At 65.7% G+C, this 16,586-nt stretch carries 13 protein-coding genes; 1 reads left to right on the top strand and 12 read right to left on the bottom strand.

All coding sequences use genetic code 11. From position 1 onward, the window contains the following. Positions 1-15: 15 nt before the first annotated feature. Positions 16-2,082 (bottom strand): acyltransferase family protein, encoded by a 2,067-nt coding sequence (locus tag IW252_RS11355; RefSeq protein WP_231365997.1) that lies wholly within the window; start codon positions 2,080-2,082, stop codon positions 16-18. Between the two features lie 170 nt (positions 2,083-2,252). On the opposite strand from IW252_RS11355, the gene IW252_RS11350 reads away from it, so the two are divergent. Further along, a complete protein-coding gene (locus IW252_RS11350) occupies positions 2,253-3,110 on the top strand; it encodes an NAD-dependent epimerase/dehydratase family protein (RefSeq protein WP_196836655.1) in 858 nt (285 codons plus the stop codon). A gap of 140 nt (positions 3,111-3,250) precedes the next feature. Here the strand turns inward: IW252_RS11350 and mmsB are convergent, their stop codons facing one another. The 11 genes from mmsB to IW252_RS11295 form a co-directional block, all read right to left on the bottom strand. After that, positions 3,251-4,432, bottom strand: a complete 1,182-nt coding sequence (mmsB, locus tag IW252_RS11345; protein WP_196836654.1) for a multiple monosaccharide ABC transporter permease — start codon at positions 4,430-4,432, stop codon at positions 3,251-3,253. Then, positions 4,432-5,967 carry a multiple monosaccharide ABC transporter ATP-binding protein gene (gene mmsA, locus IW252_RS11340; RefSeq protein ID WP_196836653.1) on the bottom strand — a complete coding sequence of 512 codons (1,536 nt, stop codon included), beginning with the start codon at positions 5,965-5,967 and terminating at the stop codon, positions 4,432-4,434. Before mmsA ends, mmsB begins: the two co-directional genes overlap by 1 nt. 122 nt (positions 5,968-6,089) lie before the next feature. Then, positions 6,090-7,259: a multiple monosaccharide ABC transporter substrate-binding protein gene (gene chvE / locus IW252_RS11335; RefSeq protein ID WP_196836652.1), complete on the bottom strand. Its 1,170-nt coding sequence runs from the start codon at positions 7,257-7,259 to the stop codon at positions 6,090-6,092. Positions 7,260-7,449: 190 nt separating this feature from the next. After that, positions 7,450-8,961, bottom strand: coding sequence for an L-arabinose isomerase (araA, locus tag IW252_RS11330; RefSeq protein ID WP_196836651.1), 1,512 nt, complete (start codon positions 8,959-8,961; stop codon positions 7,450-7,452). Positions 8,962-8,978: 17 nt separating this feature from the next. Beyond that, entirely contained in the window at positions 8,979-9,695 is a 717-nt protein-coding gene (locus IW252_RS11325) for an L-ribulose-5-phosphate 4-epimerase (protein WP_196836650.1), read from the bottom strand. Between the two features lie 70 nt (positions 9,696-9,765). Continuing rightward, positions 9,766-11,424 carry an FGGY-family carbohydrate kinase gene (locus tag IW252_RS11320; RefSeq protein ID WP_196836649.1) on the bottom strand — a complete coding sequence of 553 codons (1,659 nt, stop codon included), beginning with the start codon at positions 11,422-11,424 and terminating at the stop codon, positions 9,766-9,768. 95 nt (positions 11,425-11,519) lie between these two features. Continuing rightward, positions 11,520-12,533: a LacI family DNA-binding transcriptional regulator gene (locus IW252_RS11315; protein WP_231365996.1), complete on the bottom strand. Its 1,014-nt coding sequence runs from the start codon at positions 12,531-12,533 to the stop codon at positions 11,520-11,522. Positions 12,534-12,648: 115 nt separating this feature from the next. After that, positions 12,649-14,241 carry a chaperonin GroEL gene (groL, locus tag IW252_RS11310; RefSeq protein WP_196836648.1) on the bottom strand — a complete coding sequence of 531 codons (1,593 nt, stop codon included), beginning with the start codon at positions 14,239-14,241 and terminating at the stop codon, positions 12,649-12,651. Between the two features lie 68 nt (positions 14,242-14,309). Further along, entirely contained in the window at positions 14,310-14,606 is a 297-nt protein-coding gene (gene groES, locus IW252_RS11305; RefSeq protein WP_196836647.1) for a co-chaperone GroES, read from the bottom strand. A gap of 164 nt (positions 14,607-14,770) precedes the next feature. Next, a complete protein-coding gene (locus IW252_RS11300) occupies positions 14,771-16,114 on the bottom strand; it encodes a hypothetical protein (RefSeq protein ID WP_196836646.1) in 1,344 nt (447 codons plus the stop codon). Further along, positions 16,098-16,568, bottom strand: a complete 471-nt coding sequence (locus tag IW252_RS11295; protein ID WP_196836645.1) for a hypothetical protein — start codon at positions 16,566-16,568, stop codon at positions 16,098-16,100. Before IW252_RS11295 ends, IW252_RS11300 begins: the two co-directional genes overlap by 17 nt. Positions 16,569-16,586: the final 18 nt, after the last annotated feature.

Genomic DNA, 16,586 nt, shown 5'->3' with positions numbered 1-16,586 from the left:
GCTCATCCCACGTTGTTACCAGCCCAGCGCGTCCCGCAGCCGGCGCTCGAACACCGGCGCCAAGGTCTGTGCGTAGGTGCGCGTGACGTGGTCTTCGTCCCGAATCGTGATGACATTGCCGATCACGGCGCGGCACCGGCCATCCACGCAGAACTGGTCCGTCATGTCGAAGAAACTCAGCTCAGACGGGAGTTCGCCGGCCTCGACCTGCGTCTGTAGTTCATCGAGCGGGTTCTCCGGCGCGAGCACGTAGTCCTGATCCAGCGAACATTCCTCGCCTCCGCGCACATCCACACACTCCGGCACGGAGTAGGAATAGCGCGGGGTATCCCGCAACCCGACCACCTGAATCCCGGCGTCAGTGAACGGCGTGACGGCCTCCACGTAGCCGTCGGCCACGCGCTCCTGGTCCCCCGGCGTCAGTTCATCCGTGGGATGTGTGGCGGTCTTGGAGGCCACGGTGAAGACCGCGTCGGGCTGCTGCTCAAGGACGTACGACTGCGCCGCGGTCAGGAAGTTATTGCAGCTTTCCGTGCGCTCTGGCCCCGGCGTGCCGTACCGGCAGGCGGGCTCGTGGATCAGGATCCACGCCCAGTTGTTCTGCTCGGCTGCCGGATGCAACGCCGTGCTCCAGTGCTGGGCGTGAGAATCCCCCAGCAAGACGATCGTCTTCTCCGCCGTCGCCGGATCCCCGTACTGGCGGCAGAAACGGATCGCCTCATCGGCGGGCCGGCGCTCGTCGTCGCAGGTGCCCCCGACCGAGGCCCACTCCTGATCCAACGTCGTCGACAGGGGCAGGGTCGCCGCGGCGGGATCGATGCTCGGGACATACCCGTCCGCCAGGGCGGCGGCGCCCGGGTTGTCCTGCGGGGACTGGGCCGCCGCGGCTTCCTCAAATGCCTCCACTTTTTCCTGCCAGCCATTCAGCGGCAACAGCACGGCGGCCATCAGGGCGGCCACGACGATGGACAGGCGGCGGCGGCGCTGGGTGGGCCAGCGCCAGCTGTGGAACGGGGTCTCCACCATGCGCGTCGTGGCCCACGCCAGCAGAAGGGACACGGCGATGATGGCGGTGCCGGAGAGCCAGCCGGCGGCGTCGTGACCGCTGTGGATGAGATAAATCACCAGGATCGGCCAGTGCCACAGGTAGAGGGCGTAGGAAATCGATCCCAGCGAGGCCAGCGGCTGAGAGGAGAGGAGGCGGTCCACGCCGTAGCGGCTACCGGTCTGCCCGGCGCCAATGATCAGAGCCGCGGCGAGGGTCGGCCACAAAGCGACGTACCCGGGAAAGGAACCCTGCACGGTCAGCACCAGGCCGCAGGAGAGCATGGCGATCATGCCCACCCAGCCCATCACCACGCGCAGGGCCACCGGGGCTTTTTCGACGTACGGCAGCGCCAGGACCAGCAGCGAACCGAGGGCGAACTCCCACAGCCGCGCGCCCGTGTCGAAGTACGCCCACGCTTGGCGGGTTGCCGTGATGTACACGGAGTACACGAAGGAGGCCGCGAAGACGAGGCCGAAGGTGACCGCCAGGACCGGCCGGAAGCCGAGGTCAGGCCGGCTTTGGCGGATGAGGTGCCAGATCGCGGCAGCGGCCGCGATGATCAGCGGCCACAGAACAAAGACTTGTCCCTGAATAGACAGCGACCAGAAGTGCTGCAGGGGGCTCGCGGCCGCCTGATTCGCCGCGTAGTAGTCCACCGAGTCAGAGGCCAGCTGCCAATTCTGGAAGTAGAAGAGGGAAGAAACCGTCTGTTCGGCCACTTCCTCCCAGCGCGTGCGCGGCAGTAGAGACACGGTGGCTCCGACCACGGCCAACAACACCACAATCGCCGCCGGCAGCAGGCCCCGCAGCCGGTTCAACCAGTAGTGAACCAGCGCCAGCGGCCTGCCCGATTCCACTTTGTAGAGGAAGGAGACCGTCAGCAGGAATGCGGACACGAGGAGGAAGACGTCGACGCCGCCGGAGACCCGCCCCAACCACACGTGGTAGAAGACCACCATCAGCACGGCGAAGGCCCGCAGGCCTTGGATCTCGGGGCGGAACGCCGGCTTTTCCACGGAATGAGACGCGCTCATATGCCGTGGCGCCGTGTGCGTTGCCGCCATCGCGTGGGCCTTCCTGCCGGGGACAAAGGTCATGGAGTCGCGACGGATGGGCCGCGGCTCGATCTTCCAGTTTAGCAGCGGCGCCCTCATTTCAGATGAAGGCCCTCCTCAGCGGCGGGAGCAACTCCTAGACTGGGCGGATGCAGATTGCACTGACTGGAGCTTCAGGAAAACTGGGCCGCGTCGTGGCCCGCGAGCTGCGCGCCGCTGGCCACCGCGTCATCGGTTTGGACCGCGTGGGAGAGCGCTCCCCCGACTTCGTCCGCGTCGAAACGACCGACTACGGGCAGGTGATCGACGCACTCACCGCGGTGAACGACACCCACGATGGCGTGGACGCGCTGGTGCACCTGGCGGCGATCCCGGCACCCGGGGTGGCCCCCGACGTCGCGACATTCCATAACAACATGCTCACCACGTTCAACGTCTTCTGGGCCGCCCAGCGGCTGGGCATCTCCAAGATTGTTTACGCCTCCTCGGAGACCGTCTTGGGCCTGCCCTTCGACGTCGACCCGCCCTATATCCCGGTTGACGAGGAGTACAGGCCTCGCCCGGAGTCCGTGTACTCGCTGACCAAGGTCCTCGAGGAGCGCCTCGCCGATGAGCTGGTGCGTTGGCACCCCGAGCTGTCCATCACGGCCCTGCGCTTCTCCAACGTCAAGGTTCCGGAGGACTACGCCGAGTTCCCGTTCGACGCGGACCCGCGCGAGCGTAAGTGGAACCTCTGGGGCTACATCGACGCGCGCGATGGCGCCCACGCCATCCAGTGCGCGCTGGAGGCCGCGCCGCCCGGCTTCGACGCCTTCATCATCGCCGCCGCAGACACGGTGACCACGCGCCCCAACGCCGAGTTGGTGGCGGAGGTCTTCCCGAAGGCCCCGTTGCGTGGCGGCATCAGCCCTGCCGACCTCGGTGTGCATGACACCCTGCTCTCCATCGACAAGGCGCGCCGCCTGCTGGGGTACGACCCCCAGCACTCGTGGCGGGACCACCGGTAGGGCGCTCGCTTCCGCCCGGCGGCGACAGCCAGCGCTGCGTCGTCCAGTTCCACGGCGCGCGGCCTTCCATCGTTCCCACCAAACGACGCCGGCGCTCACCTCGCGAGGTGAGCGCCGGCGTCGTACTCGACGGGCCGCGTTTAGCGGACGGCGCCCGCGCGGCGCTTGTTGTAGATATCGAAGGCGACGGCCAGCAGCAGCACGAGGCCCTTGATGATCTGCTGCGTCGACTGATCCACGCCCATCAGCTGCATACCGTTGGACATGACGGCCATGACCAAACCGCCAACGATCGCGCCGGTGACGCGGCCGACGCCGCCTGTGGTCGAGGCGCCACCGATGAAGCAGGCCGCGATGGCGTCCAGCTCAAACATGTTGCCGGCGCCGGGCTGAGCGCCGTTCGAGCGCGAGGAGAACACAGCCCCAGCGATGCCTGCCAGCAGGCCCATGTTGATGAAGATCCAGAAGTTGACCTTCTTGACGTTGACGCCGGACAGGCGCGCCGCGGACAGGTTGCCGCCGATGGCATAGATGTGGCGGCCGAACACCGTGCGGGTTGTGACGATGTGGTAGGTGATGATCAGGCCGCCGAGGATGATCAAGACGATCGGCATGCCGCGACTTGTGGCCAGCTGCCAGAAGAACCACATGACGACGACGCCGACGACGGCGATCTTGATGATGAGCATCGGCAGGCCCTCGACCTGCTGGCCGTACTTCACCTTGGCCATCCGGCCGCGGATCTGGCTCCAGGCGAAGCCGGCCACCGCGACGACGCCGATGATCACCGTGAAGAGGTCGTACCCATACCCGCCGAGCAGGCCATTGAGGAAGCCGCCGGCCACCTGCTGGTACTCGCGGGGAAACGGCGAGAGGGACACGTTTTCCAGGGTGAGGTACGTCAGGCCGCGGAAAAGCAGCATGCCGGCGAGGGTCACAATGAAGGCCGGAATGCCGACGATCGCCACCCAGAACCCATGCCAGACCCCGGACAGGATGCCGACGACGACGGCTGCCAACAGGCCCACCCACCACGGCATGCCCTGTTTGATGACCAACACCGCGGACACAGCGCCAGTGAACGCCACGAGGGAGCCCACCGAGAGATCAATGTGGCCGGCGACAATCACCATGATCATGCCCAGCGCCAGGATCAGGACGTAGGAATACTGCAGGACGATGTTGGTCACGTTGATCGGGCTGAGCAATAGCCCGTCGGTCAGTACGGCGAACAACGCGATGATCAGCACAAAAGCGATGTAAATACCGCTGGTGCGCAGGTTCTTTGTGAAGAGGTCCTTGAGCTCGGATGCGACGCTCATCAGACGGCCTCCTTCTCCATGGTCATGAGCTCCATCAGATTCTCCTGAGTTGCCTCAGCGCGATCGAGCTGGCCGGTCATGCGGCCGTAAGCGAGTGTGTACATGCGGTCGCAGATACCTAGGAGCTCAGGTAGCTCCGAGGAAATGACGAGGACCGCTTTGCCGGCGTCGGCGAGCCGGTTGATGATCTGGTAGATCTCAAACTTCGCGCCGACGTCGATTCCGCGCGTCGGCTCGTCAAGGATCAGCAGCTCCGGCTCCGTGTGCAGCCACTTGCCGAGGACCACCTTCTGCTGGTTGCCGCCCGACAGGTTGCCCGTCTTGGCCATCACGGTGGGCGCCTTGATGTTCATCGACTTCCGGTAGCCCTCGGCAATGCGGATCTCCTCATTGCCGTTGACGAATCCGTTGGTGGAGACCTTGTCCAGCCCGGCCGCCGTCGTATTGACCCGGATGTCCTCGATGAGGTTCAGGCCGAAGGTCTTACGATCCTCGGACACGTAGGCCAACCCGGCCTTGATGGCCTTGCCGACGGAGGAGGTATCCACCTTTTTTCCGTCCATGAAGACCTCACCGGAGATGCCCCGGCCATACGAGTGGCCGAAGACGCTCATGGCCAGCTCGGTCCGGCCAGCGCCCATGAGCCCGGCAATGCCGACGATTTCGCCAGCCCGGACGGTGAGCGAGGCGTCGTCGACGATGACACGATCCGTCTGGGTCGGGTGATGCACGGTCCAATTGCGCACCTCAAACACGACGTTGCCGATCTTGGGCTCGCGCTCCGGATAACGTTGGGAGAGGTCGCGACCCACCATGCCGCGAATGATCCGGTCCTGATTGGAGGCCGGGTCAGCCATGTCGAGCGTCTCGACCGTCTGCCCGTCCCGAATGATCGTCGTGGTGTCGGCAATGTCCTCGATCTCCCCGAGCTTGTGGGAAATGATGATGGACGTGATCCCCTCGTTGCGCAGCTCGCGCAGCAGGTCGAGGAGGTGCTCAGAGTCGGAGTCGTTCAACGCGGCCGTCGGCTCGTCGAGGATGAGCAGTTTGACGTCCTTGCTCAGCGCCTTGGCGATTTCAATGAGCTGCTGTTTGCCCACACCGAGCTGGCCGACGAGGGACACCGGCAGCTCGTTGAGGCCCACCCGCTTCATGAGCTTGGCGGCCTCGGTGTTGGTGTGGTTCCACTCGATGAAACCCGCCTTCTGTTCTTCGTTGCCCAAGAAAATGTTCTCGGCCACGGAGAGGTGGGGCACCAGCGCGAGCTCCTGGTGAATGATGACGATTCCGCGGTGTTCGGAGTCCTTGATGGAGGAGAACTTCATCTCCTCGCCCTCGTAGATGATCTGTCCCTCGTACGAACCGTGCGGGTATACGCCTGAGAGGACCTTCATGAGGGTCGATTTGCCGGCGCCGTTCTCTCCGCAAATCGCGTGGATCTCGCCGCGGGTGACGGAGAGGTTCACAGTGGAGAGGGCTTTGACGCCGGGGAAGGTCTTGGTGATGTCCTGCATCTGCAGGATCGTGCTGTCCATGAGCATCCCTTGTGTTGATGAGTGACCTGCTGCGAGTGCGCGCCCCCGGGGGCCGAGCCGTCGGGCCCAACCCCCGGGTTCACGCGTGCTGCCGCAACCGCACGGCGGGTGCGGCGCCGGTATTACTCGGCCTGGCCGGCTTCAACCTCTTCGGCGGTCCAGTACCCGGAATCGATCAGCAGGGATTCGATGTTCTCCGCCACCACGATGTCCGACTCGAGCAGGAAGGAGGGGACGACCTTCTCGCCGTTGTCGTACGTCTCGGTGTCGTTGGCCTCCGGCTCCTCGCCCGCGGCGAAGGACTTGGCCGCTTCCACGGCCTGCGTGGCGAGCTTGCGGGTGTCCTTGAAGATCGTGGCGAACTGGACGCCGTCGTTGATCAGCTTCACCGAGGCGATCTCCGCGTCCTGACCGGACGTCACCGGCAGCCCATCCTCAATGCTGCGGCCGTAGCCGGCGTTCTGCAAGGCGGTGATGATGCCGCGGGAGATGCCGTCATACGGCGAGAGCACGCCGTCGAGCTGCTCCGAGCCGCCACCGTAGTGAGCGGTGAGCAGATCCTCCATGCGCTTCTGAGCCGTTTCCTGGGACCAGCGCAAGGTGGTGACCTGATCCATCTCGGTTTGACCGGACGGCACCTCAAGCACGCCCGAATCCAGGTACGGCTGCAGGGTGTCAATGGCGCCCTGCCAGAAGTACGCGGTGTTGTTGTCATCCGGCGACCCAGCGAACAGTTCCACCTTGAAGGGGCCTTCCTCGCCGGTCTCCTCACCGTTCTCGTCGAGCACGCCGAGCCCACGCAGCAAGGAGGTGCCCTGCTGGACGCCGACCTGGTAGTTGTCGAACGTGACGTAGTGATCCACGTTCTGCGTGCCGTTGATGAGGCGGTCGTAGGCGATGATCGGGATGTCCTGATCGGCTGCGGCCTGCAGCTGGGTCGACAACGCCGTGCCGTCGATGGACGCGACGATGAGGATGTCGGCGCCCTTGGTGATCATCTGGTCGATCTGCTGCTGCTGGGTGGGAATGTCGTCGTTGGCGAACTGCAGCTCCACGTCGAAGCCCGCTTCCTCCAGCTGGGACTCCACGGCGGCGCCGTCGGCGATCCACCGCTCGGAGGTCTCGGTCGGCATGGCCACACCGACGGTCATGTCCTCAGCGGACATTTCCTCGCCGCCGTCGCCGGCCGGCGCACTGCCGGCGCCGCCGCCACCACACGCCGCGAGGGCGCCGACCATGGTGAGGCCAGCGAAGGACGCTGCCGCCCGGTTAATCCACGACTTCTTCGTCATCTTTCTTTCTCCTTCAATGGGGTGCGAGTGAACGAACTCACACGATGTTAGCGATCACAAGTGCTCTGGAACACACACAGAAGATCACGGTTCGGAAACGTTATGTCGGTTGAGCGGGAGCGCTCCCATCACAGCGCGCGCTCCCCGGTGGCGCCTCCGCGCGCCGCAACGCGCGGAGGCACCGGCGGCACTACAGTCCTTGCGCCAGTCGGTAGTACGCCTGGTTGGAGCGCACTTGGTCGGCGAAGCGGCGGCGCGTCGTGTCCTCGTCGATCACCAGCAATTCCGTGCGGGCGATCTCCGCGAACACCTCAAACGCCTCGATCCCCACCGCGGTGGACATCACCGTGTGATGCGCGCCGCCGGCGGTCAGCCACGTCTCGGCCGAGGTGGCGAAGTCCGGGCGCGGCCGCCACACGGCCCGGGCCACCGGCAGGTGCGGCAGCTGCTGCGGGGGTGCGACGACGTCGACGACGTTGGCCGTCAGCCGGAACCGCTCGCGCATGTCGGCCAGGGACACGACGACGGCGCCCTCGGTCGCGTCCGCGTCGAACACCATGCGGACGGGATCCTCGCGGTCCCCGATGCCGAGCGGATGGATCTCCACCCGCGGAGTCGAGGTGGTCAGCGAGGGGCAAATTTCCAGCATGTGTGCGCCGAGAATCAGCTCCTGGCCGGGGGTGAGGTCATAGGTGTAGTCCTCCATGAGGGACGCGCCGCCGGCTAGGCCCTGGCCCATCACCTTGGCGGCGCGGACCAGAACGGCCGTCTTCCAGTCCCCCTCGGCGCCGAAGCCGTAGCCCTTAGCCATGAGGCGCTGCACCGCAAGGCCCGGCAGCTGCCGCAGCCCACCGAGGTCCTCGAAGTTGGTTGTGAACGCCTTGGCGCCGGCGTCGTCGAGGAATGCCTGCATGGCCAGCTCCTGGCGGGCTGCGTAGCGCAAGGACTCGTGCCGCTCACCCGTCGAACGCAACTCCGCCGCGACGTCGTACAACGATTCATATTCGGCAACGAGGGCGTCAACGTCCGCCTCAGCCACGCGCTCGAGAGCATCCACGAGGTCATTGACCGCCCACGTGTTCACGGTGACGCCGAAGCGGATCTCCGCCTCCGTCTTGTCCCCCTCGGTGACGGCAACGCCGCGCATGTTGTCACCGAACCGGACGAGCGTGAGGTTCTGCACGGCGTGAAAGCCGGCCGCACCGCGGACCCAGGTCCCCAAACGGCGCGTGACGGCCGGATTGGAGACGTGACCCACCACGGTGGTGCGGGCGGCCCCCAGACGGGTGGCGAGGTAGGCGTATTCCCGGTCACCGTGGGCCGCCTGGTTCAGGTTCATGAAGTCCATGTCGATGGACTCCCACGGCAACTCAACATTGGCTTGCGTGTGCAGGTGCAGCAGCGGCTTGCGCAGCGCATCCAGTCCGGCGATCCACATCTTCGCGGGGCTAAAAGTGTGCATCCAGGTGATGACACCCAAGACGGCGTCGTCCGAGTTCGCGTCCAACATCGCGCGGCGGATCGAGGCTTTGTCCTTCAGCACCGGCTTCCAGACCACCCGCACGGGCACGTCGGCCGAGGCGTTCAGGGCCTCCGCCACCTGGCGCGACTGCTCGGCCACCTGCTCCAGCGTTTCGGGGCCGTAGAGGTCTTGGCTGCCGGTGAAGAACCAGACTTCCTGGTCGGCATAGGGCTTAGTCATGTTGTCCTTTCGCGGCCTTACTTCTGGCCGTACACGTTTTGGTAGCGGTCATACAGCGAATCAATGTGTCGCTGCCCAATGGGCAGCGGATCGCCGAGTTGGCGACAGACGTGCACCGTGCGGGCGACTTCCTCACACATCACGGCGGCCTTGACCGCGGCGCGCGCGTCCCGGCCGATCGTGAAGGGGCCGTGGTTCTGCATCAGCACGGCCGGGCTGCGGGACGTGGACAGGGTCTCCACGATGCCTCGGCCGATCGAGTCGTCCCCAATGATCGCGAACGGTCCCACCGGAATGGGGCCGCCAAATTCGTCCGCCATCATGGTCAACACGCACGGGATCTCCTCGCCCCGCGCCGCCCAGGCGGTGGCATAGGTGGAGTGCGTGTGCACCACCCCGCCGACCTCGGGCATGTGTTGGTAGGTATAGGCGTGGGCCGCGGTGTCCGACGACGGAGCCCGGGTACCCTCGATCAGTTCACCGTCGAGGGTGCAGACCACCATCGCCTCCGGGGTGAGATCTTCGTAGGAGACGCCGGAGGGCTTGATGACCAGCACGTCGGCGCTGCCATCGGCCACCTCGGGGTGGCGCACGCGCTGGGAGACATTCCCGGCGGTCCACACCACGAGCTCATAGCGGGGCAGTTCGGCGTGCAGGTCGGCAACGACGCGACGCACGCGAGCGATCTCCTCGCGCATCGAGTCGGGGTAGGCCGCCAGCGGGTCATGGCTCATGAGTTGTCCTTGGTTGGCTGAAAGGGTGAACGCAACATTCGTCGATGAAGCATGGGCAGGGTGCGGGGGCTCAGGTGAGGTGGGCCGCAGCGGCGGCGTCCACCGGCAGCGCCGCCTCGTACCGTTGGAGGTAGGCCAGATATCCCTCCCGCTCGGCCTCCGTGGCGGTGGCGACGCTGAGCTCCACGTCGGCAAAGACCGTGTTCGAGAGGTAGTCCCCCAATCGGCTGACGGCCCGCCCGGCCTCCGCGGCGTCGGCCGCGTGGAGCCGGTAGGCGGCGAGCACCGCCATGCCCCACGACCCACCGGTGGCCGCCGTGGCGGCCACCGCGACCGGGGCGTCGACGGCGGCCGAGAGGAAGCGCTGGGCCGCGCCGGCCGTTTTAAACAGGCCGCCGTGGGCCAACATCGTCTCGATCGTGACGCCCTCAGCCTCCAGAACCCGCAGGCCGAGGCTCAGGGTGCCGAACACGCCGTACACCTGGGCCCGCATGAAATTGCCCAGCGTGAAGGAGGAGTCCGGGGTCCGGGCGAAGAGCGGCCGGCCGGCCTCCAGCCCCGCAATGGGTTCCCCGGAGAGGAAGTTGTAGGCCAAGAGGCCACCGGCGTCCGACTCAGCGTCCAGCGCGGCGGCGAAGAGCGCGGAGAAGACCTCGTCGGTACCGGAACCGGCGCCCAGCGCGTCCGCAAACTCGCCGAAGATCCCGGCCCACGCCCCCAGTTCACTTGCCCCGTTGTTGCAGTGGACCATGGCCACCGGATCACCCGCTGGCGTGGTGACCAGATCGATCTCGTGGTGGACTCCACCGAGTGCCTGCTCGAGCACCACCATGGCAAAAATGCTGGTCCCCGCGGAAACGTTGCCCGTGCGTGGGGCCACGGCGTTGGTGGCTACCATCCCGGTGCCAGCATCGCCTTCGGGCGGGCACGCCAGGGCGCCAGCCTGCAGCTCGCCCGTCGGGTCCAGCAGGGCGGCACCCTCGGCGCTGAGGCGGCCGGCGTCCGCGCCGGCCGTGAGGATCTCCGGGAGGAGGTCGACGACGGAAGCGGCTGGGGCGGGTTGACCCGCCTCACGCGCGGCCCGGGTGAGCTGATCGAAGGTGGTGACCATACCGGCGTCGTACGCGGTGCCTCCGGTGACGGGGAACATGCCGGAGGCGTCGCCGACTCCCAACACCTGACGGCCGGTCAGGCGCCAGTGGATGTAACCGGCGAGGGTGGTGAGGAAGTCGACCTGACGGACGTGTTCCTCGCCGTCGAGGATGGCTTGATGCAGGTGCGCGATCGACCAGCGCAGCGGAATGTTGACTCCAAAAGACTCGGTGAGGGCCGCCGCCGCGGCGCCGGTGTTGGTATTGCGCCACGTGCGGAAGTTGGCCAAGAGCTCGCCGTCGGCAAACGGCAAGTAGCCGTGCATCATCGCGGAAACACCGAGCGAGGCGAGGCCGCTGAGGGACACACCGTAGGTGGACGTGACGGCTACCCGGAGATCGGCGAAGGCCGCCTGCATGCCGGAAACGGCATCTTCCAGTGCGTACGTCCAGTACCCGTCCACCAACTGGTTTTCCCACGCGTGGCTGCCGGTGGCCAGTGGGCGGCACTCCTCGTCGATGAGGCAGGCCTTGATGTTCGTGGAGCCGAACTCGATGCCTAAGCTGACCCGGCCGTCGGCGATAGCCGTCCGGGCGCTCTCCAGCGCGTGGGGGTCCAGCGACGTCTGCTCAGCCATTGAGAGTCCTTTTCCTGCGATGAGGCACCGATTGTGGTGGTCGTCATAGATGTTAGCGCTAACAATCGGTGACGCGCAACACAGGGTTCTGTGACTCAGCCCCCGGGGGGTGCGGTACTGCTGCGCACCACGATCTCTGGAGCGAAAGCGTTCTGATCGCCCGTCGGCGTTCCGAGCAGGGCGTCGACAGCGGCCGCCCCCACGGCGGCAAACGGCTGCCGCACCGTGGTCAAGGCAGGGATGTAGTAGGCCGAGCTCTGCAGGTCATCGAACCCGACCACGGAGACATCATCCGGCACGCACAGGCCGCGCTCCCAAAAGGCGCGGAGCAGGCCGATCGCCAGATAATCGTTGGCGGCGAAGACGGCGCTAGGCCCGCGACCGTCCGCAATCCGCGCGGCGATCGTGCAACCGACCTCGTACCCGCGGGCCGCGGACCAGTCCCCCGCAGGGACCACGTCCCCGTCCACGCCGGCGGCCCGGAGCGTGAGGCGCCAGCCCACCTCGCGTTCGGTCGCGTCGAACCAGCCCGGCGGACCACTGACGTGATCAATCCGGCGATGGCCCAGATCAATCAGGTGCTCTGTGGCGCGCTGGGCGCCCAGCCGCTGATCGACATGGACGTAGCGCACCGGCGCCGGCGATTCGAGGTGGGCCGGCGTACCGATGACGACCACGGGCACGCGCCACTCGGCCTCGGTGATGACCTGCGTGACGTCGTTCAGCGGTGCCACCACGACGACGCCGTCGACCCCCTGATCCATCAGGTGGTCGAGCGCGAGCGCGGCCGAGCGCGAGTCATAGCCATCGAGCGAGCTGACGGACACAAAATAACCGGCGGACCGTGCGGCGACCTCGATGGCCAGGACCGTGGATTGCGGCCCAAAGTACGCGCCACCGACCGAGAGAATACCAATGGTGGAGGAACGGGCCGTCGCCAAGGCGCGGGCCGCGCGGTTGCGCCGATACCCGAGGTCATCGATGGCGGCAAGGACCCTGTCACGGGTCTCGGGGCGCACGTTGGGGTGGTCGTTCAGGACGCGGGAGACGGTTTGGTGCGAGACGCCGGCGCGTGCCGCAACGTCAGCCATGGAGGGCGGGCGGTCCATCACGTCAACCTCCGGCGGCGATGGTGGGCGTCATTGCTCATGGCTACGGATACTACAACGCCCCGCCAGCGCAGGGTGCGCAAGCGGGGCGTTGTCGTGGGGGCGCGAAGAGGAGTTAGTCCTCTTCCTCCTCCGGCTTCTCAGCCACCAAGGTTTCGGTGGTGAGCACCAGTGCCGCGATGGACGCGGCGTTCTGCAGCGCCGAGCGCGTGACCTTGACGGGGTCAATCACACCCGCTGCCAGCAGGTCCTCGTACTCGCCAGTCTTGGCGTTGAAGCCATGGTTCGGATCCAGATCCGCCACGCGGGCTGCCACGACGTAGCCGTCGAAGCCAGCGTTCTCGGCGATCCAGCGCACCGGCTGCACCAGCGCACGGCGGACGATGCCGACGCCCGCTGCTGCGTCACCGGTCAACGCGGTGACGGACTCGTCGGTGTCCAGCACGGACAGCGCATTGACCAGAGCGGTGCCACCGCCGGCCACGATGCCGTCCTCGAGCGCCGCGCGGGTCGAGGACACGGCATCCTCGATACGGTGCTTGCGCTCCTTGAGCTCCACCTCGGTGGCGGCGCCCACGCGAATCACTCCGATGCCGCCGGAGAGCTTGGCGAGGCGCTCCTGCAGCTTCTCGCGGTCCCAATCCGAGTCGGTGCGGGAGATCTCGGCCTTGATCTGGTCGACGCGGCCCTGCACATCGGCGTCGTCCCCGGCGCCATCCACAATCGTGGTGGCGTCCTTGGTGACGGTGACACGGCGAGCCGTGCCGAGCACCTCGAGGCCGACCTGGTCCAGCTTCAAGCCGAGGTCTGGGGAGACCACCTGGGCGCCGGTGAGGATCGCGATGTCCTGCATCATGGCCTTGCGGCGATCGCCGAAGCCCGGGGCCTTGATCGCCACGGCGTTCAGCGTGCCGCGCAGCTTGTTGACCACCAGCGTGGACAGGGCTTCGCCCTCCACGTCTTCAGCAATGATCAACAGCGGCTTCTTGGACTCGAGCACCTTCTCCAGCACCGGCAGGAAGTCCTGCACGGTGGAGATCTTGCCCGAGTTGATCAGAACGTAAGCGTCCTCGAGGACGGCTTCCTGGCGCTCCGGGTCCGTGACCATGTGCGGGGACAGGTAGCCCTTGTCGAACTGCATGCCCTCGGTGATCGCCAGCTCAGTCTGCGTGGTGTTGGACTCTTCGATGGTGATGACACCGTCGGTGCCCACCTTCTCGAAGGCCTGCGCCAGCAGCTCGCCCACTTCGTCGTTCTGGGCGGAGATGGCGGCCACGTTGGCCACGTCCTGACCCTCAACGGCGCGCGCGTTCTCGGACAAACGAGCGGACACCGCGGCAACTGCCGTCTCGATGCCACGCTTGACGTCGCCCGGAGCCGCACCAGCGGCCACGTTGCGCAGGCCTTCCTTGACGAGGGCCTGTGCCAGCACGGTGGCGGTGGTGGTGCCGTCGCCGGCGATGTCATTCGTCTTGGTCGCCACTTCCTTGGCGAGCTGAGCACCGAGGTTCTCGTAGGAGTCCTCGAGCTCGATCTCGCGGGCGATCGTGACGCCATCGTTGGTGATGGTCGGTGCGCCAAATTCCTTGGCGAGGACCACGTTGCGGCCGCGCGGGCCGAGCGTGACCTTGACGGTATCGGCCAGCTTGTCGATGCCGGCTTCAAGCGCCTTGCGAGCTTCGTCGTTGAACGATAGCTGCTTTGCCATACTGTTCACTCCTTTAGAGCGGCTTCAGGCCCCGGCCAATCCAGCCGGGACCTCAAGACGTAGAAGACTTACTTCTCGACGACAGCCAGGACGTCGCGGGCGGACAGCACGAGGTACTCTGCGCCACCGACCTTGACCTCGGTTCCGCCGTACTTGGAGTAGATGACGACGTCGCCTTCGTTGACGTCGACCGGAACGCGGTTGCCCTTGTCATCGAAGCGGCCCGGGCCCACGGCCACGACCTTGCCCTCCTGGGGCTTTTCCTTAGCGGTGTCCGGGATGACCAGACCGGAAGCGGTGGTCTGCTCAGCTTCCAGCTGCTGAACAACGATGCGATCCTCGAGAGGCTTGATGGAGACCGACATGCGGCTCTCTCCTTTGCGTGAGTTACCAATGGTTACTGGGGCCAAAAGGGATGTAACCAACCGTCGTCGCGGTGCCAGTTGGTAGTTCCTCAGGCTTTAGCACCCGACCGTGCCGAGTGCTAATCACACTTTATGGAACCGCTGGCACTCATGCAAGGGGACTGCTAATTTTCGGATGCGGGGCGCGCGATGGTCGCCGCCCCAATCTCCTGCAGCAGCACGTCCCAGACCTGAGCTGACGGGACCGGAGACAACTCGGTTCCGCCATTCTCCAAGGCGCCTACCGCGTAGTGTCCGGCACTTCCCGCGTTCAACCAGCTGCGCTTGAATTCGGTCCCTTCGATCTCGAAGTTCCAGGCAAACCACGGCTGCTCAAAGAGTCGACGTGAAGCCGCATCGGCTTCGGGAGGGGAGGAAAGCAACCCATCGCAGCCGCGCATGAATTCCCCGGCAGCAAGCCCGGTCACGTTGCCGGCAACGCTCCACGCCGGTCCGACTCCAGCCCAGGCCGCGATCAATCCGGGAATCGCTTCGGTCTGTATGAGGTCGAGCCGCCCGTATCCTTCGCGCGTACGCTCGCCTGCCCCAGCGCCATGCACCAGTTCCGAGGCGGGAGCCCCCGCCAGAACGAACGCCCGACCGGCACCCGCAAAGATGCGCAGCTGAGTGTTCACGCCACCATGCCGACCATCGACGGAAATAGCGAACTCCGGTTGGCGCAGGGTGTCAAACATCATTTCAAGGGTCGGCTCAAAACGACCTTCGGTATCCATGAGACCGGCCGCAGAGAGCTGCCCGACGGCGTTGCGATGGCTGAGCAGGTCGAAGCGCCCCAGCCGGTGCCTGCTGCGCTGCTGCAATAAAAATTCACTGGTCTCCTCATCCACGAGGGGGCCCTCCGAAGCGAACACCTGCACGGCGGGAAGCTTGGAGAGGTCCTCAACCGGGTGACCAGCCAGCTCTGTCAGCCAAGCGTCGTACGTCGGCTCGCGCACACCCGTTCGCGGATCAGCATCCGCAGGCCCGGGACCATGCGGCCCTCCTTGCCGGTCCCATGCGAGGGTCCCCAGCATGAAGGCGTTACCTTCGAACACCTCGTAAGCCAGCCGAATGGGCGACGTCGTCGTCACCTCCAAGGCGTACCCGCCGCGCACCACAAGGAACCGCTCGACGACGAGGCTCATCCCACCGCCCGCGTAGGTAAAGCGCTGCCGCCGAGCTTCACTCCCATCAACGTCCACTTCGTCGTGCGAAATAAAGTGACACTCGTTGAAGAGGGCTCGTGACGTCGCCAGCGAGTAGGCGGACAGCGCGGCGAGGGAACTGGCGTAGCTCGTTTCCCGGAAAACGACGTTGGGGCGAAATTCGAGGCCGGGCACCTCTGGGTGGGCAAAGGCTGCCGTGGCGCCACGCGCCTCGACCGCTACCCACGCCTCGGGAAGGGCAACGTGCAGGGCGCCGAAATCTCGACGCGACCACCCTGTGGGAAGTTCATTCTGAACGCTCATCATGCTCCTCCTTGGATCGAGGCGGCTGTTGCGCACGTGGAACGCCCAAACGGCCGTGCAATTTTCCACCCGGGCGCAAGTCTCGGCTGAGCGGGTCATCGCCCCGCCGAATCTCGTCGGCCATCTCTTCGATCCATTTAGGCAGCAAAAATTTTGGCAGCCAGAACATGCCAACTATTCCCGTGAGGAGGCTGGTGACGAAGACGGCGAAGAGCACGAGCACCACCAGTCCGAGCAACGGGTTTCCCCTCGTGGCGACATCCATCAGGACGGAGAGGACCAGCAAACTAGCGAAGGCGATGCCCAGATACAGTCCTGCAAGCCCTGGCCAACCGGGGAAGAATGATTTCAAAGCCAGCCATGCAACATACTTGTTTCGATAAGCGAGGATTCCGGAGGCGATCAGCACGACACTCATCACTCCGAGAATGGTTATCTGGATCCAGTCATCCACTAGCGCTTGTCCTCCTCG

The organism is Zhihengliuella flava (genome assembly GCF_015751895.1).
GTDB lineage: Bacteria > Actinomycetota > Actinomycetes > Actinomycetales > Micrococcaceae > Zhihengliuella > Zhihengliuella flava.
The sequence above is the reverse complement of the archived record's forward strand: the minus strand, read 5'-3'. Positions and strand labels throughout refer to the sequence as shown.

Bases quoted from the DNA above. Each gene is read 5' to 3' on its own strand.
- IW252_RS11350 (WP_196836655.1), top strand. From the start codon at position 2,253: ATGCAGATTGCACTGACTGGAGCTTCAGGAAAACTGGGCCGCGTCGTG.
- mmsB (WP_196836654.1), bottom strand. From the start codon at position 4,432: ATGAGCGTCGCATCCGAGCTCAAGGACCTCTTCACAAAGAACCTGCGC.
- IW252_RS11315 (WP_231365996.1), bottom strand. From the start codon at position 12,533: ATGGACCGCCCGCCCTCCATGGCTGACGTTGCGGCACGCGCCGGCGTC.
- IW252_RS11300 (WP_196836646.1), bottom strand. From the start codon at position 16,114: ATGAGCGTTCAGAATGAACTTCCCACAGGGTGGTCGCGTCGAGATTTC.
- groL (WP_196836648.1), bottom strand. From the start codon at position 14,241: ATGGCAAAGCAGCTATCGTTCAACGACGAAGCTCGCAAGGCGCTTGAA.
- araA (WP_196836651.1), bottom strand. From the start codon at position 8,961: ATGACTAAGCCCTATGCCGACCAGGAAGTCTGGTTCTTCACCGGCAGC.
- IW252_RS11325 (WP_196836650.1), bottom strand. From the start codon at position 9,695: ATGAGCCATGACCCGCTGGCGGCCTACCCCGACTCGATGCGCGAGGAG.
- IW252_RS11320 (WP_196836649.1), bottom strand. From the start codon at position 11,424: ATGGCTGAGCAGACGTCGCTGGACCCCCACGCGCTGGAGAGCGCCCGG.
- IW252_RS11355 (WP_231365997.1), bottom strand. From the start codon at position 2,082: ATGAGCGCGTCTCATTCCGTGGAAAAGCCGGCGTTCCGCCCCGAGATC.
- mmsA (WP_196836653.1), bottom strand. From the start codon at position 5,967: ATGGACAGCACGATCCTGCAGATGCAGGACATCACCAAGACCTTCCCC.
- chvE (WP_196836652.1), bottom strand. From the start codon at position 7,259: ATGACGAAGAAGTCGTGGATTAACCGGGCGGCAGCGTCCTTCGCTGGC.
- groES (WP_196836647.1), bottom strand. From the start codon at position 14,606: ATGTCGGTCTCCATCAAGCCTCTCGAGGATCGCATCGTTGTTCAGCAG.